The 20,923-nt window shown below is 72.6% G+C and carries 16 protein-coding genes; 12 read left to right on the top strand and 4 right to left on the bottom strand.

Annotated elements, in window-relative coordinates:
• Positions 1–114: 114 nt before the first annotated feature.
• Positions 115–1,530: a protoporphyrinogen oxidase gene (gene hemG / locus OO60_RS20210; protein WP_033261883.1), complete on the bottom strand. Its 1,416-nt coding sequence runs from the start codon at positions 1,528–1,530 to the stop codon at positions 115–117.
• A complete protein-coding gene (gene hemE / locus OO60_RS20215; RefSeq protein WP_081911244.1) occupies positions 1,527–2,597 on the bottom strand; it encodes a uroporphyrinogen decarboxylase in 1,071 nt (356 codons plus the stop codon). Before hemE ends, hemG begins: the two co-directional genes overlap by 4 nt.
• An 88-nt stretch (positions 2,598–2,685) precedes the next feature.
• On the opposite strand from hemE, the gene OO60_RS20220 reads away from it, so the two are divergent.
• The 4 genes from OO60_RS20220 to OO60_RS20235 all read left to right on the top strand — a co-directional run bounded on the left by OO60_RS20220 (position 2,686) and on the right by OO60_RS20235 (position 7,201).
• Positions 2,686–3,249, top strand: coding sequence for a DUF3000 domain-containing protein (locus tag OO60_RS20220; protein ID WP_033261885.1), 564 nt, complete (start codon positions 2,686–2,688; stop codon positions 3,247–3,249).
• Between the two features lie 754 nt (positions 3,250–4,003).
• Positions 4,004–4,720, top strand: coding sequence for a response regulator (locus OO60_RS20225; RefSeq protein ID WP_033261886.1), 717 nt, complete (start codon positions 4,004–4,006; stop codon positions 4,718–4,720).
• 98 nt (positions 4,721–4,818) lie between these two features.
• Positions 4,819–6,042 carry an HRDC domain-containing protein gene (locus tag OO60_RS20230; RefSeq protein ID WP_033261887.1) on the top strand — a complete coding sequence of 408 codons (1,224 nt, stop codon included), beginning with the start codon at positions 4,819–4,821 and terminating at the stop codon, positions 6,040–6,042.
• Between the two features lie 103 nt (positions 6,043–6,145).
• A complete protein-coding gene (locus tag OO60_RS20235; protein WP_033261888.1) occupies positions 6,146–7,201 on the top strand; it encodes a hypothetical protein in 1,056 nt (351 codons plus the stop codon).
• Here OO60_RS20235 and OO60_RS20240 read toward each other — a convergent pair.
• Positions 7,198–7,863, bottom strand: a complete 666-nt coding sequence (locus OO60_RS20240) for a TetR/AcrR family transcriptional regulator (RefSeq protein WP_033261889.1) — start codon at positions 7,861–7,863, stop codon at positions 7,198–7,200. The two genes, OO60_RS20235 and OO60_RS20240, sit on opposite strands and share 4 nt — an antisense overlap.
• A 178-nt stretch (positions 7,864–8,041) precedes the next feature.
• Here OO60_RS20240 and OO60_RS20245 point away from each other — a divergent pair, with 178 nt between their 5' ends.
• The 8 genes from OO60_RS20245 (at position 8,042) to OO60_RS20280 (ending at position 20,463) form a co-directional block, all read left to right on the top strand.
• The gene (locus tag OO60_RS20245) at positions 8,042–9,511 is read left to right on the top strand and encodes an amino acid permease (RefSeq protein WP_003093866.1); all 1,470 of its coding nucleotides are present in this window, start codon (positions 8,042–8,044) and stop codon (positions 9,509–9,511) included.
• A gap of 12 nt (positions 9,512–9,523) precedes the next feature.
• A complete protein-coding gene (locus OO60_RS20250; RefSeq protein ID WP_003093863.1) occupies positions 9,524–10,357 on the top strand; it encodes an urea amidolyase associated protein UAAP1 in 834 nt (277 codons plus the stop codon).
• A complete protein-coding gene (locus tag OO60_RS20255; protein ID WP_003093858.1) occupies positions 10,354–10,989 on the top strand; it encodes an urea amidolyase associated protein UAAP2 in 636 nt (211 codons plus the stop codon). Before OO60_RS20250 ends, OO60_RS20255 begins: the two co-directional genes overlap by 4 nt.
• Positions 10,986–14,534, top strand: a complete 3,549-nt coding sequence (gene uca, locus OO60_RS20260) for an urea carboxylase (protein WP_033261890.1) — start codon at positions 10,986–10,988, stop codon at positions 14,532–14,534. Before OO60_RS20255 ends, uca begins: the two co-directional genes overlap by 4 nt.
• The gene (locus OO60_RS20265; RefSeq protein ID WP_003093853.1) at positions 14,531–16,171 is read left to right on the top strand and encodes an allophanate hydrolase; all 1,641 of its coding nucleotides are present in this window, start codon (positions 14,531–14,533) and stop codon (positions 16,169–16,171) included. Before uca ends, OO60_RS20265 begins: the two co-directional genes overlap by 4 nt.
• 229 nt (positions 16,172–16,400) lie before the next feature.
• Complete coding sequence (locus tag OO60_RS20270; protein WP_033261891.1) at positions 16,401–17,030, top strand: DUF998 domain-containing protein; 630 nt, start codon at positions 16,401–16,403, stop codon at positions 17,028–17,030.
• Between the two features lie 131 nt (positions 17,031–17,161).
• Positions 17,162–18,352 (top strand): thiolase family protein, encoded by a 1,191-nt coding sequence (locus tag OO60_RS20275; protein ID WP_003093847.1) that lies wholly within the window; start codon positions 17,162–17,164, stop codon positions 18,350–18,352.
• Positions 18,352–20,463 (top strand): 3-hydroxyacyl-CoA dehydrogenase NAD-binding domain-containing protein, encoded by a 2,112-nt coding sequence (locus OO60_RS20280; protein WP_003093844.1) that lies wholly within the window; start codon positions 18,352–18,354, stop codon positions 20,461–20,463. Before OO60_RS20275 ends, OO60_RS20280 begins: the two co-directional genes overlap by 1 nt.
• Here the strand turns inward: OO60_RS20280 and OO60_RS20285 are convergent, their stop codons facing one another.
• Positions 20,464–20,904: a hypothetical protein gene (locus OO60_RS20285; protein ID WP_003093837.1), complete on the bottom strand. Its 441-nt coding sequence runs from the start codon at positions 20,902–20,904 to the stop codon at positions 20,464–20,466.
• Positions 20,905–20,923 lie beyond the last annotated feature (19 nt).

Below are 20,923 nucleotides of genomic sequence, written 5' to 3' on the forward strand. Positions count from 1 at the left end.
GTCCATCCTGTCACCGCGGCGGCACCGGCGCCGCCACGGGTCAGGTGAGCGCCCTCACGCGGTCAGCCGGAGGTCGCGAATGACTCATTCGGGACCTCCGGCGTCGCGAATGAGTCATTCGCGACCTCCGGGGTCCGTCAGGTGGGCCGCGATCCGCTGCGCCGCCGCCTCCGCCGTCGCCACGCACGCGGGCAGGCCGACGCCGTGCAGCGTCGCCCCGGCGATCGCCAGCCCCGGGACCTCCGCGACGGCCTTCTCGATCCGTTCCACCCGCTCCAGGTGCCCGGTGCCGTACTGCGGCAGCCCGCCACCCCACCGCGTCACCAGGGTCTCGACCGGGGCCGCCGTCACCCCCGTCAGGCGGGCCAGGTCGTCGCGGACCACGCGGACCAGCTCGACGTCGTCGGCGCGCAGCGCGCCCGGCTCGCCGAACCGGCCGACCGACCCGCGGACCAGGACCGGGCCGGTGCCGTAGTGCGTCCACTTCCGGGACGAGAACGTGAACGCCTTCGACGCGTAGGGCACGCCCGAAGCGTCCCGCTCGCCCTGGCCGATCAGGATCCCCGACGCCTCGGGCAGCGCCGTGCCGGGCGGCAGGGCCAGCGCCACCACGGCCATCGACGCCAGCTCGACCTCGCCGAACGCCGCCGAGGCGGCCGGCACCAGGTCCGCGAGCAGGCGGCGGGCCGAAGGCGCGGGCACCGCCAGCACCACCGCGTCGGCCTCGGCGGTGTTGTCCGCCGGGGCGTGGGCGGTCGGTGCCGCGCCGATGCGCAGCCGCCAGCCGGGGCCGTGCCGCTCGATCTCGCACACCGGCAGCCCGGTGCGCAGCTCGGCGCCGGACGCCGCGGTGAGCCGGTCGATCACCGTGCCCAGGCCACCCGGGACGGTGCCGAACACCGGCGCCGCCGACGGGTTCGCCGGGAGCTGGGTAGCGGCCGCCGCGGTCAGCGAGCCCGCGCCCGCCGCCACGGCCGCGGCCAGGCCCGGCATGGTCGCGCGCAGGCCGAGACCGTCGGCCCCGCCCGCGTAGACGCCGCCGAGCAGCGGGTCGACCAGGCGGTCCACCAGTTCGTCGCCGAAGCGCTCGCGCAGCAGCGGCCCCAGCGGCACGTCCCCGCCCGGCAGCCGCAGCTCCGGCAGCGACGACTCGGCCTCGACGGCCTTCCGCCCCGCCTCGGACAGCACCCCGGCCACCGACTCCGCCGACGCCGGCACGCCCATCACCGTGCCGGGCGGCAGCCCGGTGACCGTGCCGCCCGCGTGGATCTTCGCGCGGGCCTTCGTCGGGTGGACGACGTCGAGCCCGAGCTCGCGGACCAGCGCGAGCATCTCGGGACGGCGGACCAGGAACGCCTCGGCGCCCACGTCGTAGGGCACGCCGGCGAGTTCGGCCGTGCGCAGCTTCCCGCCCGGCGTCGTCGTCTTCTCGAACACCGTGATCTCGGCCTCGGGGCCGAGCAGCCCCCGCAGCCGGTACGCCGCGGTCAGCCCGGAAACGCCGCCCCCGACGACCGCGACGCGCTTCACAGCTCGTGCACCAGCCCGACCACGCGGGTCAGCACGTCGGGGTCGACCCCCGGCAGCACGCCGTGGCCGAGGTTGAAGATGTGGCCGTCGGCCGCCTTGCCCTCGTCGGCGATCCGCCGGACCTCGGCCTCCAGGACCGGCCAGGACGCGTGCAGCAGCGCCGGGTCGAGGTTGCCCTGCACGACCGCGCGCCCGCCCAGCCGCCGCACGGCTTCGTCCAGGGGGATCCGCCAGTCGACGCCGACGACGTCCGCGCCCGCGTCGCGCATCGCGGCCAGGAGCTCGCCGGTGCCGACGCCGAAGTGGATCCGCGGGACGCCGTACTCCGCGACGCCCGCGAGGACCTTCGCCGAGTGCGGCAGGACGAACTCGCGGTAGTCCCGCTCGGAGAGCGCGCCGGCCCAGGAGTCGAACAGCTGGACCGCGTCGACACCCGCGTCGAGCTGCGCGCGCAGGAACGTCAAGGCGATGTCGGCCAGCCGCCCGGCCAGCTCGTGCCAGAGCTCCGGCGCCGAGTGCATCAGGGCCTTGGTGTGCTCGTGGTTGCGGCTCGGGCCGCCCTCGATGAGGTAGCTGGCCAGGGTGAACGGCGCGCCGGCGAAGCCGATCAGCGGCGTCTGGCCGAGCCGCTCGACCAGCAACCGGACGCCGTCGGCGACCTTCGAGACCTGCTCGGGCTCGAGCGACGGCAGCGCCTTCACGGCGGCGAGGTCGCGCACCGGCGCGGCGGCCACCGGGCCGGTGCCCGGGACGATGTCGATGTCGACGCCGGCGGCCTTCAGCGGCACCACGATGTCGCTGAAGAGGATGGCCGCGTCGACGCCGTGCCGCCGGACCGGCTGCAGCGTGATCTCGGCGAGCATCTCGGGGTCGAAACAGGCGTCGAGCATGGGCACGCCCTCGCGCAGCGCGCGGTACTCGGGCAGCGAACGGCCCGCCTGGCGCATGAACCAGACGGGCGTGCGGGCCGGGCGTTCGCCGCGCGCGGCGGCCAGGAACGGGGCTTCGGGCAGCTCGCGGCGGCCGGACGGGGCGGACTGGCGCGGCAGGGGCGTGGTCTGAGACATCGCCGTCAATCGTGCCACGAGCCCGGGCGGCCCGGTTCCTCGGCGCGCCTGCGCCCGCAACGGGGCGTGCCCGCCCTAAAGTCGGTGCGTGACCGCGATGACGCCAGTGCCCGAGCTCTTCCGCGAAGCAGTCGCGGCGCTGCAGTCCGTCCGGCCCCGGCGCGAGGTGCTGCTGGAGCCGATGCGCCCGCCGCAGCGGCTCGCGCCGTGGTCGTACGCGGTCAGCTGCGAAGTCGCCGGGCCGGCCGACGTGCTGGCGTCCGGGCGGCTGGTCCTCCTCCACGACCCGGACGGCCAGGACGGCTGGGACGGCGTGCTGCGCCTCGTCATGTACGTGCGCGCGGAGCTCGACCGGGAGCTGGCGACGGACCCGTTCCTGCCGGCGGTCGGCTGGTCGTGGCTGACCGACGCGCTGGAGGTGTCCGGGGCGAGCTGGAAGGCCCTCGGCGGCACGGTGACCGAGACGTCGTCGGCCCGCTTCGGCGACATCTCCGGCCCGGCCCGCACCGACGACCTGGAACTGCGGGCGTCGTGGACGCCGGCGGACGGCTCGCTGGTGCCGCACGGGCAGGCGTTCTGCCAGGTGATGGCCAGCGTCGTGGGCCTGCCGCCGGTCGGCGTGACCCTGTTCGGGCAGCGCCAGGGCTCCTGACCCACGCCGGTCGTGAGTGGTAAGGCGGGTTCTAACCCGCCTTACCACTCACGACCGTCCGGGCGAACTTCGGCAACGAAACGGCAACGGCGGGCGGCGGCATCCGGTACCGAAGCCGGCCCCTTGTACGGATGTGAGCACATTTCACGTCCGCTGAACGCCGTTCACAGCGTCCCGGCTCCCCCGGAAGCACCCACGGGCCGCCGGGGCACCGCACGGGCCGCACGCGACCTCTGAGGCCGTTTCACGTCTCCTCGTTCGTGACGCGGCACGGTCACGCACCGCAACAAGATCAACTCGGCGTCCCGGAGGCCCTCAGGACCCGCCGACAGACACGGACAGTCACGATCCGCGGAGCCGGAGCGGACTCTCGGGCCCGCGGGGGAGAGTGGATCAAGCCCCGGCCGGAGCCACATTCCGAGGGATGGGGGAGCCCATCCGGACCCCCGTCACTAGGCGCACCGGAAGCTGCACGACTCATCTGCACGGCCATTTGGCCGCCGGTAACTCCATAGCATCGTGTTCGCTGGGCTATCCGTTAGCAACCGGCCGTGTACTAGCCCGATCGTGTTACTTCGAACCCACTGAGTGACTGTTCGTTTGAGATAGATACCCATTCGATCCCCCCGCGGAGGGCTCAGGACGGCTACAGTGCCTTCGACGACACCACTTTCGGTCTAAAGCTGGCGCGGCTGAACGGCCGAAGGTCCCGGTGCCGGTCGGGGGGCACGACCGACTCCAGGGAGGTAGTGACGTGGCTACCGTCGGCATTTCTCAGGCCGTCCGATCCACGCCAGCCGGCGCGTTGCCGGCGAGCATGGTTCCGCACCCGCGGGAAGAGCTCTTTTCGGTACTGGTGGTCGATGACCACCCGCTGTTGAGGGAGGCAATCGCAGCAAGACTCGCACAGATGGGTGCGGGCACCGTCCACGAAGCCGCCACGGTGGCCGAGGCGAGGGCGCGAGCACAGGCCACCGGGCCTTGTGACCTGGCGATCCTCGATCTCGGACTGCCGGACGGCAGCGGCATCGAGCTGGTCACGGAACTCCGTAGCCACGGCTGGCCGCGCGTGGTGGTCCTCGCATCCTCGGACGACCCGTACGCGGTCCGCTCGGCCTTCCAGGCCGGGGCCCAGGCGTACCTGCTGAAGTCCGCGTCGCCGGTCGTCGTGACCGACGGCGTGCGGCGCGTGCTCGAAGGCGGCGTGTACGCCGACCCGAGCGTGGCTCCGGTGCTCGCCACCGGGACCCGCGTCGCGGGCACCGACAACACCCCGCGCGAGCTGTCCGCTCGCGAGGTGGAGGTGCTCCAGCTGGTCGCCGACGGGCAGTCCAACAAGGAGATCGGCGAGGAGCTTTCGCTCTCCGCCCTCACCGTCAAGTCCCACCTGTCCCGGATCGGGCGCAAGCTCGGCACGGGCGACCGGGCCCAGATGGTGGCGCTGGCCATGCGGGCCGGCGTGATCCGCTGACGCAAGCAAACAGCCCTGCGGGGCGGGCAGACCAGGCGCGGTATGCCCGTCCCGTAGGGTCGTCGGTTATGGGAAGTGCAGAGGCCGAGGACACCGGGATGGAGATCGAGTCCACGGGCGGCCCTGTGCTGCTTCGCGAACCCGCCGAGGGCACGCCCCCGGTGATCACCGAACCGTCCGCGCTGGCCGAGGCCTGCGCGCGGCTCGCCGCGGGCAGCGGTGCGGTCGCCGTCGACACCGAACGCGCGTCCGGCTACCGCTACTGGCCCAAGGCCTACCTCGTGCAGCTGCGCCGCGAGGGTTCCGGCACGGTGCTGATCGACCCGATCGCACTGGCCGACGACCTCCAGCCGCTGCGCGACGTCCTCAACGACCTGGAGTGGGTGCTGCACGCGGCCTCCCAGGACCTCCCCTGCCTCGCCGAGCTGGGCCTGCACCCGGCGGCGCTGTTCGACACCGAGCTGGCCGGCCGACTGGCGGGCTACGAACGCGTGGCGCTGGGGACGCTCGTCGAGCTGCTGCTCGGTTACACCCTCGAGAAGGGGCACAGCGCGGCCGACTGGTCGAAGCGGCCGCTGCCGGTCGACTGGCTGAACTACGCCGCCCTCGACGTCGAGCTGCTCGTCCAGCTGCGCGAAAAGCTGGAAGCGGAGCTGGGCGCCCAGGGCAAGCTGGAGTGGGCGCGGCAGGAGTTCGAGAACGTGCGGACGGCCCCGCCGCCGTCCCCGCGGGCCGAGCCGTGGCGCCGGACGTCCGGCGTGCACAAGATCCGCAGCCCGCGCGGCCTCGCGGCGGTCCGCGAGCTGTGGCAGGCGCGCGACGAGCTCGCCCGCAAACGCGATCGCGCCCCGAGCCGGATCCTGCCGGACAGCGCGATCGTCAACGCCGTCACGGCCGATCCGAAGACGGTCGAAGAGCTGCAGGCGCTGCCGGTGTTCAGCGGCCGCGTCCAGCGCAAGTACACCGCGAGCTGGCTGCGGCACCTGCAGGCGGCCCGCGCGCTGCCGACGTCGGAACTGCCGTCGCCGTCGCAGCCGACGGACGGCCCGCCCCCGGTGAACCGCTGGGCGGACAAGGACCCGGACGCGGCGGCCCGCCTGGCGGCGGCGCGCGCGGCGTTGACGGCGATCGCCGAGGACCGCCGGCTGCCGGTGGAGAACCTGCTGCTGCCGGACCTGGTCCGCCGCACGTGCTGGCGCCCGCCGGCCGAGACGGACGAGGACGCGGTGGCGGAGGTCCTGCGCGCGGGCGGCGCCCGGCCGTGGCAGATCGAGCTGACGGCGGCCGTGCTGAGCAAGGCCCTGCAGGCCACCGCTTCCTGACAGATACGGGACAATTCGCCGGGCCCTTCGGGAAACGGCGCGGGGCCGGGCACCGGCTGCCCTAGGCTGCGCCGGAAACGCCGCACCGCCCGAAGGTATCCCGATGACCGATTTCATGTCCGATCAGCCCGCCGTGCAGTGCTTTCTCAGCTTCACCCACGAAGATGACAGTTTTCTGAATTTCGTCACACCGCTCAAGAATTCGCTGGAGAAGTTCTGCGCCTCGGCGCACGGGCGCAAGGTCGAAGTGTTCGTGGACTACTTCTACGAAAGCGGCGCCTGCCGGGAAGAGCTGACCGCGTTCTACGCCAAGGCGAACGAGCTCGGGCTCACCCAGCTGATCCTGCCGCTGATCGTGCTGGGCCACGAGCTGATCACCGGCCAGAGCGACGACGCCAACATCCGGATCATCGAGAAGCTGCAGTACGTCGACATCAAGGAGGCGGTGCTGGCCGGCGCGGGCACCGCGGAGTGGCGGCGCACGATCGACGTGGTGGCGGACAAGCTGATCCGGGCGATCCGCTCGGCGGAGGCGGCCCTGGAAAAGCTGAAGAAGTGCGACCGGCTGCTCCTGGCCGGGGTCGCCCCGGAACGCAACGGCCCCGGACTGCAGGAATACAAGGAAAACCTCACGAAGATCGGCGAGCTGATGGAACGGCAGTTCGACGCGATCAGCCACTCGCTGGACGAGCTGGCCGAGGAAATGCGCCAGCTGACCGGCGACGTGGCCGGCCTGCGCCCGGAAGCGATCAAGGCGAGGGTGGTCCGCGCGGCCGACACGATCAAACCGATGGCGGTCAACGTCCAGCAGGTCGGCACGGCGTTCGAGACGACGGTCGCGGAAACCGATTCGACGATCCGCTCGTACATGCGCCTGATGGACTCGCACATGACCCCGGAACTGCTGGCCCGCGCCCGCCGCGAATACGACGAATTCGTCGAAATGCTGATCGGCCTGACGGCGCTGGAGACCCGGATCACGGAGTTCCTGACGCAGATCCGCCCCCTGGAAGCGATCAACGCACCGCTGCGCGCGGCGATCCGCCCGGTGCGCGTCGGCGCGCAGTCGATGCAGCTGGGGATCCGCACGATGCGCGAGCTGTCCCGGATCATCAGCAACCTGCTGAACAGCGGCGCCCGGCCCAGCCTGCCCCGCTAGTCCGCGAGCGCCGCCAGCAGGGCGTGCGCCTCGGCGCGCAGCCCGTCGGTCGGCTCCGGCAGCCCCACCAGCCGGACCACGCCGTCGGCGCCCTCGCGCACATGGGCTTCGACGTCCAGCGCCGGGTCGTCGCGGCGGATCACCGCGATGCTCTCCACCAGCCCGAACACCAGGTCCGTCCGGATCCCCACCGCCGCAGCCGCCACGCCCGAAGCCGCCACCAGGCGGCTGTACGCCGCCTTCAGCTCCGCTCGCTCGGTGCGGAAACGGGCCAGGTTCGGGGATCCGACCTCCGGCAGCAGGTACAGCGCGCCGAGGTTGTGCCGGGCGCCGCCGAGCAGGCCGATGTCCGCGTACGCCAGTGCCCACAACCGGACCGCCGCCGGGGCCTCGCCCGCGACGAGCCGGGCGGCCAGTGCCAGCGACGGGCGGACCGTCTCGGCCAGCAACGCCGCGAGGATGTCTTCCTTCGCCGGGAAGTGGTAGTAGAGCGACGCCTGGCGCAGCCCCGCGCGTTCGGCGATCGCTCTGGTCGTCGTGGCCGCGTACCCGGCTCCGGTGAACAACTCCCCCGCCGCGTCGAGCACCGCCTGGCGCGCGTCCGGGCGGCTCGCCGCCGCTCCACTCGCCCTCGGCCTGCCGACTCCCGACCCTTTGACCACGGACGTGATCTTGCCAGGTCTTCGGCCGCGACACGCACACGCCGGGCACGGTTACGCCCGGATGTCGTCATTGACGCCGTGTCGATCCGGCCGTTAACGGATCCCTAACCCGGCGGAGATCATCGCGTCGCGGCGCGAACCTAATTTCTGTCGTGCGATCGAAACAAGGAGTCCCCGCATGACGCCACCCGACGAACTCGCCGCCTTCGGTTACCGCCAGGAGCTTCGCCGGTCGCTGGGCGGGTTCTCCGCCTTCGCCGCCGGCTTCTCCTTCGTCTCCATCCTCACCACCGTCTTCCAGCTCTTCGGCTTCGGCTACACCTTCGGCGGCCCGCTCTTCTTCTGGACGTGGCCGGTCGTCCTGGCCGGTCAGCTGCTCGTCGCCCTCGTCTTCGCCGAGCTCGCCGCCCGCTACCCGCTGGCCGGATCCGTGTACCAGTGGGCGAAACAGCTCAGCAAGGGCTTCCTCGGCTGGCTCGCCGGCTGGATGATGCTGCTCGGCTGCATCGTCGCCCTCGCCGCGGCCGCGATCGCGCTGCAGGTCGTGCTGCCGTCGGTGTGGGACGGCTTCCAGTTCGTCGGCGGCGACCCGTCGGTGACGTCGCCGACCGGCGCCGCGAACGCCGTGCTGCTCGGCACGCTGCTGCTCGTCTTCACGACCGCGGTCAACGCCGGCGGGGTCCGGCTGATGGCGCGGATCAACGACGTCGGCGTCGCGGCCGAGCTCCTCGGAGTCGTCGTCCTCGTCACCGGGCTGCTCCTGTTCGCCGTCCGCGGGCCGCAGGTGGTGCTGCACGACGCGCCCGGCACCAGCGCCGGGATCGGCGGCGTGCTCGCGTCGGCGCTCATGGCGGCGTACGTCCTCTACGGCTTCGACACCGCCGCTTCGGTCGCCGAGGAGACGAAGGACGCGCGCAAGGCCGCGCCGCGGGCGGTGCTGCGGGCGGTGCTCGTGTCCGGCATCGGCGGCCTCGCGGTGGTCGTCACCGCACTGATGGCCGCGCCGAGCCTCACCGACGGGCAGCTCGCCGGGCACGGCCTGCCGTACGTGATCACCGCCGTCTTCGGCGACACCCTCGGCCGGGTCTTCCTCGCCGACGTCGCGGTCGCCGTCGTCGTCTGCACCCTCACCATCCAGACCGGGACGGTCCGGCTGATCTACGCGATGGCCCGCGACGGCGCGCTCCCCGCATCCGCCCGGCTCGCCGGGGTCAGCCCGCGCACCGGAGCGCCGGTCGCGCCCGCGCTGCTGTCCGGCGGCCTGGCCATCGGGCTGCTGCTGCTCAACGTCGGCAACCCGACGCTGTTCAGCACGATCACCGGGACGTCGGTGGTGGTCGTCTACCTGGCCTACCTGCTGGTGACCGGCCCGCTGCTGATCAAGCGGCTGCGCGGAGGCTTCCCGGCCGAGCCCGGCCGGTTCTCCCTGGGCCGGTGGGGCGTTCCGCTGAACGGCGCAGCCGTCCTCTACGGCATCGCCATGATCGTCAACATCGCCTGGCCGCGTGCGGAGATCTACGATCTCGCCGGTTCGGGCTCCCCCTGGATGCTCTTGTTCCCGATAGAGTTCGTCGGCGGCGCACTGGTGATCGGCTGGCTCTGCTGGCTGCGGCTGCGCCCGGCTCCCGCCCTCGAACCCGCGACCTGAGAGAGGACGACCATGAGCACCACCGCCACGACCTACGGAGCGCGCGACCACGCCCGCGCGCAGGCCGGCACCGTGGTCGACACGATGCCGTCGATCCCGGCGAGCAGCTGGCCGTCCGAAGTCCCCGAGGTGGATCCCGAGGCGCTGACCTGGGCCGAGACCGTGGCCGGCGGCGGGTACACGCACAAGGTGCTGGCGCGCGGGACGCGGCTGCGCCTGACCGACGTGGACGGTGACGCCTGCGCCCACCTGCTGCTGTTCAACGCCGAGGCGCCGTGGGAGCGGCTGAACGTCGCCGACACGGTCAAGGTGCAGTGGAACGCCTACCTCGGCGAGTCGGTGGCGCTGCTGTCGGACCAGGGGCGGGTGCTGGCCACGATCGTCGCCGACTCCAGCGGGCGCCACGACGCGCTCTGCGGGACGTCCACTGTGGACGGGAACACCGCGCGCTACGGCGACGGCTCCCCGCACGGCCCGTCCCCCGCCGGGCTGGCCCTGTTCACCTTGGCCGCGGCCAAGAACGGCCTCGGACCGCGGGACCTGCCGCCGAGCCTGTCCTTCTTCCAGGGCGTGCGGGTGCAGCCCGAGGGCGGGCTGGAGTTCACCGGCTCCGCGGGGGCCGGCAAGGCCGTCGACCTGCGGATCGAACTCCCGGCCATCGTGCTGCTCGCCAACGTCGCCCACCCGGTCGACCCGCGGCCGGAGCACACCGTGTCCCGGCTAGAGGTCCTCGCCTGGCGCGACCGGCCGACCACCCCGGACAGTCCCGAGTGGACACACACGCCGGAGGCGCAGCGCGCCTTCGAGAACACCGCCGACTACCTCACCGCCCGGGGGATCGCATGAGCACGGCGTACGAGTCCGAGCTGGAGATCAGCTACGACGTCCCCGCGCGGGGACCGTTCTCCACGGTGCTGAAGCGGGGCCAGGAGCTGACGATCGTCGACCTGGGCGGCAACCAGGCCGTCGACTTCCTCTGCTACGACGCGGACGACACCGCCAAGCGCTACAGCGCGGCGGCGACGATCGCCGCGCAGGGCAACATCTTCCTGACCACCGGCAGCGTCCTGCGCACGCAGGAGGGCGCGCCGCTGCTGACCGTCGTCGCCGACACCTGCGGCCGCCACGACACGCTCGGCGGTGCGTGCAGCAAGGAGTCCAACAGCCTCCGCTACGGCCAGCACACCCGCTTCCAGCACGCCTGCGTCGAGAACTTCCTGATCGAGGGCGCCAAGTGGGGCCTGGGCAAGCGCGACCTGGTCAGCAACGTCAACTGGTACATGAACGTGCCGGTCGAGGCGGACGGGACGCTCGGCATCGTCGACGGCATCTCCGCGCCGGGCCTGGAGGTCCGGCTGCGCGCGGAGACCGACGTGCTGGTGCTCGTCTCGAACTGCCCGCAGATCAACAACCCCTGCAACGGCTTCGACCCGACGCCGGTGCGCATGGTCGTCACCTCCCCCGGAGGCGGCGAGTGAGGCTGCTCGTCGCCAACCGCGGCGAGATCGCGGTCCGGATCCTGCGCAGCGCGAAGGAATTGGGGCTGGAAACCGTCGCGGTGTACTCCGACGCCGACCGGCTCGCCCCGCACGTGCGGCTCGCCGGGCGGGCCGTCCGGCTCGGCCCGGCCCCCGCGGCGGAAAGCTACCTGCGGGCCGAGGCGATCATCGCCGCGGCTCTGGAGACCAGCTGCGACGCCGTCCACCCCGGCTACGGCTTCCTGTCGGAAGACGCGGCCTTCGCGCGGACCTGCGAAGACGCCGGGATCGCGTTCGCCGGGCCGTCGCCGGAGCACCTGGAGGTGTTCGGCAGCAAGCACACCGCGCGCGAGGCGGCGATCGCGGCGGGCGTGCCGCTGCTGGCCGGCACCGGCCTGCTGTCCGATGTGGACGAGGCACTGGCGCGCGCGGCGGACATCGGCTACCCGGTGATGCTCAAGGCGACCGGCGGCGGAGGCGGCATCGGGATGCGCGCGTGCGCGTCCCCCGGCGAACTGCGCGCCGCTTGGGACACCGTGCGCAGCGTCGCGGCCAAGAGCTTCGCCAGCTCCGGCGTCTTCCTCGAACGCCTGGTCACCCGCGCGCGGCACGTCGAGGTCCAGGTCTTCGGCGACGGCTTCGGCGAGGTGCTGGCCCTGGGCACCCGCGACTGCTCCCTGCAGCGGCGCAACCAGAAGGTCGTCGAGGAGTGCCCGGCACCGGAGCTCCCCGAGGCCGTCCGGAAGCAGCTGACCGACTCGGCCGTCGCGCTGTGCTCGTCGGTGCGGTACCGCTCCGCGGGCACGGTCGAGTACGTCTACGACCCCGAACGCGGCGAGGCGGCCTTCCTCGAAGTCAACACCCGCCTGCAGGTCGAACACCCGGTCACCGAGGCGGTCTACGGCGTCGACCTGGTGGCCTGGATGCTGCGGCTCGCCCAGGGCGACCGCGGGATGTTCCGCGCGGTCCCGGTCGCGCGCGGCCACGCCGTCGAGGCGCGCGTGTACGCCGAGGACCCGGGTGCCGGGCACCGGCCGAGCGCGGGGCTCGTCACGCGGGTCACCCTGCCCGCGGACGTCCGCGTCGACACGTGGGTCGAGCCGGGCACGACCGTCACCACGCACTACGACCCGTTGCTGGCCAAGCTGATCTGCACCGGCACCGACCGGGCCGAGGCACTGGCACACCTGCGGGCAGCGCTCGCCGCGACCCGGTTCGACGGCGTCCAGACCAACCTGGGCCAGCTGCGGTCGGCGGCCGCCGACCCGGCCTTCGGCACCGCCGCCCACGACACGTCCACTTTGGACATCGTCGAAGACGCGGAACCGCGGATCGACGTGGTCCGCGGCGGCACCATGACGACCGTGCAGGACTGGCCGGGCCGCACCGGGTTCTGGCACGTCGGGGTGCCGCCGAGCGGCCCGATGGACGACCTCTCGCTGCGGCTGGGCAACCTCGCGCTCGGCAACCCCGAGGGCGCGCCCGGCCTGGAGTGCACTGTGGACGGCGTCGCGCTGCGGTTCTCCCGCGCCACCGAGGTCTGCGTCACCGGTGCGCCCACGACCGTCCTCGTCGACGGCACCGGGATTCCCCTGTGGACCCCGGTCGAGGTGCCCGCGGGGGCGACGCTCGACGTCCGGGCGTGCACGGCCGGGCTGCGCAGCTACGTGCTGGTCCGCGGCGGCGTCGACGTGCCGGAGTTCCTCGGCAGCGCGGCGACGTTCACCCTGGGCGGGTTCGGCGGGCACGGCGGCCGCGCGCTCGCCGCCGGGGACGTCCTGCGGCCCGGCCCGGCCCCCGCGGACCCCGTCGTCGGGCCGGTCGCGGAGGCGGACCGGCCGGACTTCGCTCCCCAGTGGACGATCGGCGCGCTCGAAGGTCCGCACGCGGCCCCGGAGTTCTTCACCCCGGACGACGTAGACACGTTCTACGCCACCGACTGGCAGGTGCACTTCAACTCGGCGCGCACCGGCGTCCGGCTCGTCGGGCCGCGGCCGCAGTGGGCGCGGGCCGACGGCGGCGAGGCCGGCCTGCACCCGTCCAACATCCACGACACGCCGTACGCGATCGGCGCCGTCGACTACACCGGCGACCTGCCGATCCTGCTCGGCCCGGACGGGCCCAGCCTCGGCGGGTTCGTCTGCCCGGCGACGGTCGCCACCGGCGAGCGGTGGAAGCTCGGGCAGCTGCGCCCCGGTGACACCGTGCGGTTCGTGCCGATCGGCGCCGACCACGCGGCCGCGCTGCGGACGCGGCCGGCGTCGGCGATCGAGCCCAGCCGGGCGGCGCGCGACGACGGCGGTGTCCTGGCGCGACTGTCCTCATCGGACGGTATGGGCTCTTCGGGCGAGCCGTCGGTCACCTACCGCCGCAGCGGCGACGACAACCTGCTCGTCGAGTACGGCGAGATGAAGCTCGACCTCGCGCTGCGGATGCGGGTGCACGCGCTGGCCGAGCGCCTGGCGGCCGAAGGCGTGCCGGGGATCGTCGACCTGACGCCGGGCATCCGGTCGCTGCAGGTGCACGTCGACCCGGACGCGCTGCCGGTCGGCAAGGCGCTCGGGCTGGTGCGCGAGCTCGAGCGCGACCTGCCGCCGACGCACGACCTCGTCGTGCCGAGCCGCAGCGTCCGGCTGCCGCTGTCGTGGGACGACCCGGCCACGCGCGAGGCGATCGAGCGGTACATGACCGGCGTCCGCGACGACGCGCCGTGGTGCCCGTGGAACATCGAGTTCATCCGGCGGGTCAACGGACTGTCCAGTGTGGACGACGTGTACCGGACGGTGTTCGACGCGGAGTACCTCGTGCTCGGCCTCGGCGACGTCTACCTCGGTGCGCCGGTGGCGACGCCGCTGGATCCACGTCACCGCCTGGTGACGACGAAGTACAACCCGGCGCGGACGTGGACGGCGGAGAACTCCGTCGGCATCGGCGGGGCCTACCTGTGCATCTACGGCATGGAGGGCCCGGGCGGCTACCAGTTCGTCGGGCGGACGGTCCAGGTGTGGAACAGCTGGCACGGCGGGGAGCAGCCGTGGAACCTGCGGTTCTTCGACCGGATCTCGTGGTACCCGGTGTCGGCGGGCGAACTGCTGGACCTGCGGGCGAAGAGTGCGGCCGGGCAGCTGGAACTCGACACCACCGAGGGCTCCTTCGCCCTGGCGGACTACCAGAAGTTCCTCGCGGACAACGCGGACAGCATCGCCGGGTTCCGGGCGACGCAGGCCGCGGCGTTCGAGGCGGAACGGCAGGCGTGGGCCGCGGCGGGCGAGTTCGACCCGAAACCGGAGCCGGTCACCCGGCCGCCGGCCCGGGTCGAGGCGCCACCGGGCGGGCACGTCGTCGAGGCGCCGTTCGCGGCGACCGTGTGGCGGGTCGACGTCACCGCGGGCGAGCGCGTCGAGCACGCGCAGTCGCTGGTGACGCTGGAAGCGATGAAGACGGAGGCGCGGATTCCCGCCCCGGCGAGCGGTGAGGTGGTCGAAGTGCTCGTGTCCCCCGGCGACCAGGTCGCGCCCGGAACGCCCCTGGTGGTGCTGGGATGAGCGCCGACGCACTCCGTCCCGCGGAGGCGGCATCGAACACCGCCGTGGAGCGGGTGCGGGCCGCCTACCGGCGGATCGAGCGGGTGAACCGGCCCGAGATCTGGATCGACCTCCGGCCGGAAGCCGAAGTTCTGGCCGAAGCCGCGGCGCTGGCGGACCGCGGCCTGCCGCTGTACGGCAAGCTCGTGGCGGTCAAGGGCAACATCGACGTCGCGGGGTTGCCGACGACGGCGGGCTGCCCGGACTACGCGTACCAGCCGGAGGCCGACGCGCCGGTGGTCGCGCGGCTGCGGGCGGCCGGGGCGCTGGTGCTCGGCACGACCAACCTCGACCAGTTCGCGACCGGCCTGGTCGGCACGCGCAGCCCGTACGGCGCGGTCCGCAACGCGGTCGATCCGGCGTACGTCTCCGGCGGCTCGAGCTCGGGGTCCGCGGTGGCGGTCGCGCTGGGCATCGTGGACCTGGCCCTGGGCACGGACACCGCGGGCTCGGGCCGGGTGCCCGCGGCGTTCAACGGGATCGTGGGGCTCAAGCCGACGCCGGGCCTGCTGCCCACCGAAGGGGTCGTCCCGGCGTGCGCGAGCATCGACTGCGTGTCGCTGTTCGCCAGGACCGTCGAGGAAGCGTCGTTCGCGCTGACCTGCCTGGCCGAACCCGCTCAGGTCCACACGGGACGGTTCCGGCTCGGGGTGCCGTCACCGGAGCAGCTGGGCCCGCTGGCCGACGGCTGGGCCGAAGCGTTCGACGCGGCGGTGTCGGACTACACCTCGGCAGGCGCCGAAGTGACCATTGTGGACATATCGGCTTTCCTGGAGGCGGCGCAGCTGCTGTACGGCGGCGCGTTCGTCGCCGAGCGGTACACGGCGGTCGGCGAGTTCATCGACGCCCACCCGGACGCCGTCGACCCGGTCGTGGCCTCGATTATCGGCCCGGCCCGCGACATCCCCGCCCACCGGCTGTTCGCCGACCAGGCGACCCTGGCGGCGCTGCGGGCGGAGGCGCTGGCGGCGTTGGCCGGTGTCGACGCGCTCCTGCTGCCGACGACGACCGAGCACCCGACGCTCGCCGAAGTCGCGGCGGACCCGGTGGCGGTCAACGCCCGCCTGGGCCGGTTCACCAACGCCACCAACCTGTTCGGCCTGTCGGCGCTGGCGGTCCCGGCCGGGTCGGTGGCCGGCCGCCCGTTCGGCGTGATGTTCCTGGGCGCCCCGCACGACGACCTGAAACTGGCGGCCCTGGCGGGGCTGCGGCAGGAGCGGGTCCCGATCGTGGTCGTCGGCGCGCACCTGCGGGGCCAGCCGCTGAACCACGAGCTGACCTCCCGGGGCGGCCGGTTCGTGTCCGCGGTCTCGACGGCGGCTTCATACCGGCTGTACGCGCTGGACACGGTGCCGCCGAAGCCAGGATTGGTGCGGGTCGCCTCCGGCGGGGTGCCGATCGCGGCGGAGGTCTGGGAGCTGCCGGTCGCGGGATTCGGCGCGTTCGTGGCCGGCATCCCGGCTCCCCTGGCCATCGGCAAGCTGGAGCTGGCCGACGGTAGGCACGTACCGGGGTTCCTCTGCGAACCGGCGGCCACGGAGGGCGCGGAGGACATTTCGGCGAAGGGCGGCTGGCTGGCGCACCTCGGCGTCGGATAAACGGGGTGCGCGGCCGGTCGACACTGATGCCGGCCGGCGCCGAAGCACCGGAGTGGCGCCGCTGCCGGACGGCTGGCTCGCCTGGACCGGCGGCGGCCTGGTCGCGATCGACCGCACCTTCGCCGAACTGCGTAACGATCAGCTGAGAACTTGGACAACTGCGCGGTAACAAGCCTCAGCCGTGGGCACCTGGCCGCCGATGGACCTCAGTGAACCCCCGGAGGCGGCCATGACCACGGCGACCAGATCCCCGCAGAGCACCCTCGTCCACTCCTACCTGTTCCTCCGCCGCGCCATCGGGCTCATCGGGCTGGCGCTGCCGTTCGTCCTCATCCTCGGCAAGCAGCTCAGCCAGGGCGGCGGCCCGGCCAGCTCGCTCAGCAGCTACTACTACACCGACCTGCGGGACGTCCTGGTCGGCGCGATGTGCGCGGCCGGGGTGTTCCTCCTCGCCTACTACGGCCACGACCGGGTCGACAACCTCGTCAGCAGCGTCGCCGGGATCGGGGCGATCGGCCTCGCGCTGTTCCCCACCACCCCGGACCACGACGTGACGCCGTGGGACCGCACCTCCGGCGTCCTGCACCTCGCCTTCGCGGCGGTGTTCTTCCTCTCCCTCGCCTACTTCTGCCTCCGCCTGTTCCCCCACGACGGGGAGCAGCCGGAGAAGTTCGGCGCCCTCTACCGCGCCTGCGGCGGCGTGATCCTCGCCTGCCTGGTGCTGATCGCCCTGGCCAAGTACCTCGGCCTGACGCCGTCGCTGCACCCGGCGCTGTGGCTCGAAGCCGTCGCCGTGGAGGCGTTCGGCGTCGCGTGGCTCGTGAAGGGACGGACGATGGAACCCAGGAGTGTGCCGTAGCCCACTCGACCGGGCCACACCCCTGGTTACCGACGGGTAACAAGGGCTATCGTGCGGGCAGGAACCCCTGTCTACTTCATGGAGCATTCGTGGCCGCACCAGCAACGCCGCTCGCGCCGAACGCGCGGGGCGTGCGCACCGTCGCCTTCGTCGAGGGGGTACGGACCCCCTTCGGCAAGGCCGGCGACAAGGGCATCTACGCCGGCACCCGCGCCGACGACCTCGTCGTCAACGCCATCCGTGAGCTGCTGCGGCGGCACCCCGAACTGCCGCCCGAGCGCGTCGACGAGGTGGCCATCGCCGCCACCACCCAGATCGGCGACCAGGGCCTGACCATCGGCCGCACCGCCGCGCTGCTCGCCGGGCTGCCCAAGTCCGTGCCGGGCTTCGCGATCGACCGCATGTGCGCCGGCGCGATGACCGCAGTCACGTCCGTCGCGTCCGGCATCGGTTTCGGTGCCTACGACATCGCCATCGCCGGCGGCGTCGAGCACATGGGCCGCCACCCGATGGGCGAAGGCGTCGACCCGAACCCGCGGATCATCGCCGACAAGCTCGTCGACCCGACCGCGCTCGTCATGGGCCAGACCGCCGAGAACCTGCACGACCGCTTCCCCGCGATCACCAAGCAGCGCACGGACGCCTACGCCGCGCGCAGCCAGGAGCGCTACGCCGAAGCCGTCAAGACCGGCAAGATCGGCCCCGAGCTGGTCCCGGTCGCCACGCGCTCGAAGGAGCTGGGCTGGGGCCTGGCCACCGAGGACGAGCCGCCGCGCCCCGGCACGACGCTCGAAACGCTGGCGAACCTGAAGACGCCGTTCCGCCCGCACGGCCGGATCACCGCGGGCAACGCGGCCGGCCTCAACGACGGCGCCACCGCGTCGATCCTCGCCGACGAGGAGACCGCCCGCGAGCTGGGCCTGCCGGTCGCGATGCGGCTGGTCGGCTACTCCTTCGCCGGTGTCGAGCCGGAGGTCATGGGCATCGGCCCGGTGCCGGCCACCGAGAAGCTGTTCAAGCGCACCGGCCTGTCCATCGACGACATCGGCCTGTTCGAGATCAACGAAGCCTTCGCCGTGCAGGTGCTGGCCTTCCTCGACCACTTCGGCATCGACGACGAAGACCCGCGCGTCAACCAGTGGGGCGGCGCGATCGCCTGCGGCCACCCGCTGGCCTCGTCCGGCGTCCGGCTCATGACGCAGCTGGCCCGCCAGTTCGCCGAGCGGCCCGACGTGCAGTACGGCATGACCACGATGTGCATCGGCATCGGCATGGGCGGCACCGTGATCTGGGAGAACCCGGCCTTCGAGGGGGCGAAGTAATGACTTTCACCGCTGAAGCAGCGAAGGCCGCCTTCCCGGACGAGGTCGTCACGCACGCCGTGACGCGGCTGGTGAAGGTGCCCGGGCTCACCAAGCCCGTCGCGCTGATCACGCTCGACAACGGCCACGACCACACCCGGCCGAACACCTTCGGCCCCCAGGGGCTCGTGTCCTTGAACGCGGCTATCGACAAGGCCTTCGAGGCCGAGCCGGCCGCGATCGCCGTCACCGGCAAGCCGTTCATCTTCGCCGTCGGCGCCGACCTGTCCGGCGTCGAGGCCGTCAGCGACCCGGAGCTGGCCCGCGAGATCGCCCAGACCGGGCACGACGTGTTCCGCCGCCTCACCGAGTCGTCGATTCCGACGTTCGGGTTCGTCAACGGCGCGGTCATGGGCGGCGGCCTGGAGCTGGCGCTGTCCTGCCACTACCGGACGCTGTCGGAGAACACCGCCGCGATCGCCTTCCCCGAGGTCTTCCTCGGCCTGTTCCCGGGCTGGGGCGGCACGCAGCTGCTGCCGAACCTGATCGGCGCGGACGCGGCCGTCACGGTGATCATCGAGAACGCGTTGGCGCAGAACAAGATGCTGAACGTCAAGCAGGCGGCCGAGCTGGGCATCGTCGACGCGGTCTTCGGCAGCGCCGACTACCTCGAGCAGTCGCTGCTGTGGCTGGCCCGCGTGGTGAACGGCGAGATCAAGCCGGAGCGACGCGAGATCGACCGCGGTTCCGCGTGGGACGCGGCCATCGCCCGCGCCAAGTCCCTTGTGGACGGTCGCACGCACGGCGCGTCGCCGGGCGCCACCAAGGCCGTCGAACTGCTGGAGCTGGCCCGCGAGAACGACCTCGACCGCGGCTACGCGGCCGAGACCGACGGCCTCGCCGAGCTGCTCATGTCCGACGTCCTGCGCGCCGGGCTGTACTCGTTCAACCTGGTCAACAAGCGCGCCAAGCGCCCGGCCGGCGCGCCGGACAAGTCCCTGGCGCGCAAGGTGAACAAGGTCGGCATCGTCGGCGCCGGCCTGATGGCCAGCCAGCTCGCGCTGCTGTTCGTCCGCCGCCTGAAGGTGCCGGTCGTGCTGACCGACGTCGACCAGGAGCGCGTCGACAAGGGCGTCGGGTACGTCCACGCCGAGATCGACAAGCTGCTGAGCAAAAAGCGCCTGTCCCCGGACGGCGCGAACCGGCTCAAGGCGCTGGTCTCCGGCTCGCTCGACAAGGCCGCCTTCTCCGACGCCGACTTCGTCATCGAAGCCGTCTTCGAGGAGCTGGGCGTCAAGCAGCAGGTGTTCGCCGAGCTGGAGCAGCACGTCAAGCCGGAGGCGATCCTGGCGACGAACACCTCGTCGCTGTCGATCACCGCGATGGCGTCGAAGCTGCAGCACCCCGAGCGGGTCGTCGGCTTCCACTTCTTCAACCCGGTCGCCGTGCTGCCGCTGCTGGAGATCGTCCGCGGCGAGCAGACCGACGACGCTTCGCTCGCGACTGCGTTCTCGGTCGGCAAGCAGCTGAAGAAGTCCAGCGTGCTGGTGAAGGACGCGTCCGCGTTCGTCGTCAACCGGCTCCTGCTGCGCTTCCTCGGCGAGGTGCTGGTCACCGTCGACGAGGGCACCCCGTTCGACGTCGCCGACAAGGCACTCGAGCCGCTGGGCCTGCCGATGACGCCGCTGACGCTGATGCAGCTCGTCGGCCCGGCCATCGCGCTGCACGTCGGCGAGACGCTGCACGAGGCGTTCCCGGACCGGTTCACCGTGTCCGAGAACCTCGCGAAGTTCGTCAAGGCGGGCAAGAAGGGCGTCTGGGTCTGGGACGACAAGGGCAACCAGTCGGCCGACCCCGAGGTCGTCGAGCTGTGGACGCAGGGTGACAAGCCGTCCACCTCGGAGGAGGTGCGCGACCGGGCGCTGTCAGCGATCGCCGAGGAGATCCGGATCATGCTCGACGAGGGCGTGGTCGCCGAGGCGCAGGACATCGACCTGTGCCTGATCCTCGGCGCGGGCTGGCCGTTCTGGAACGGCGGCATCACGCCGTACCTGGACCGCTCCGGCGTGTCCGAGCGCGTGAACGGCAAGCCGTTCCTCGCTCCGGGCGTGGCCTCGGTCCCGACGGCGTAGCTAGTACTCGCCCTCTCGCGGGCACTTCGGCGGCGGCGCAGTGAGTTTCAGCTGCGCCGCCGTCGCGTCCGAGTCGATGACCGTGACGCGCTCGGCGGTCCGGTAGCGGGCGTGCAGGTCCCGCGCCCACGCCTCCAGGTCGGTGCCCGGGACGGCGAGCAGGGAGACCGACGGCGGGTCCACGAACACCCGCCGCGCCTTCGGGTCGCCACGCAGCGACGGCTCGGCCGCCCCCATCTCGGCGGCGGAGGGGAAGACCACGACGACCGCCGCGCACAGCTGGTGCCCGGCCAGCGGCGCCGGGTTCGTGTCGACCGGCAGGTCCGGCGGCCGGACCAGGGCCGCGACGCCGAAAGCCAGCCCCACGCCGGCCATCAGTGCCAGGGTGATCACCGGCACGAGCACGCGGGCCAGCGGCTTCTCCTCCACACCGAAGATCACAGCACACGTTGGCCGCCGG

The sequence above is a fragment of the Amycolatopsis vancoresmycina genome, from assembly GCF_000716785.1.
In the GTDB taxonomy this organism is placed as follows: Bacteria; Actinomycetota; Actinomycetes; order Mycobacteriales; family Pseudonocardiaceae; genus Amycolatopsis; species Amycolatopsis vancoresmycina.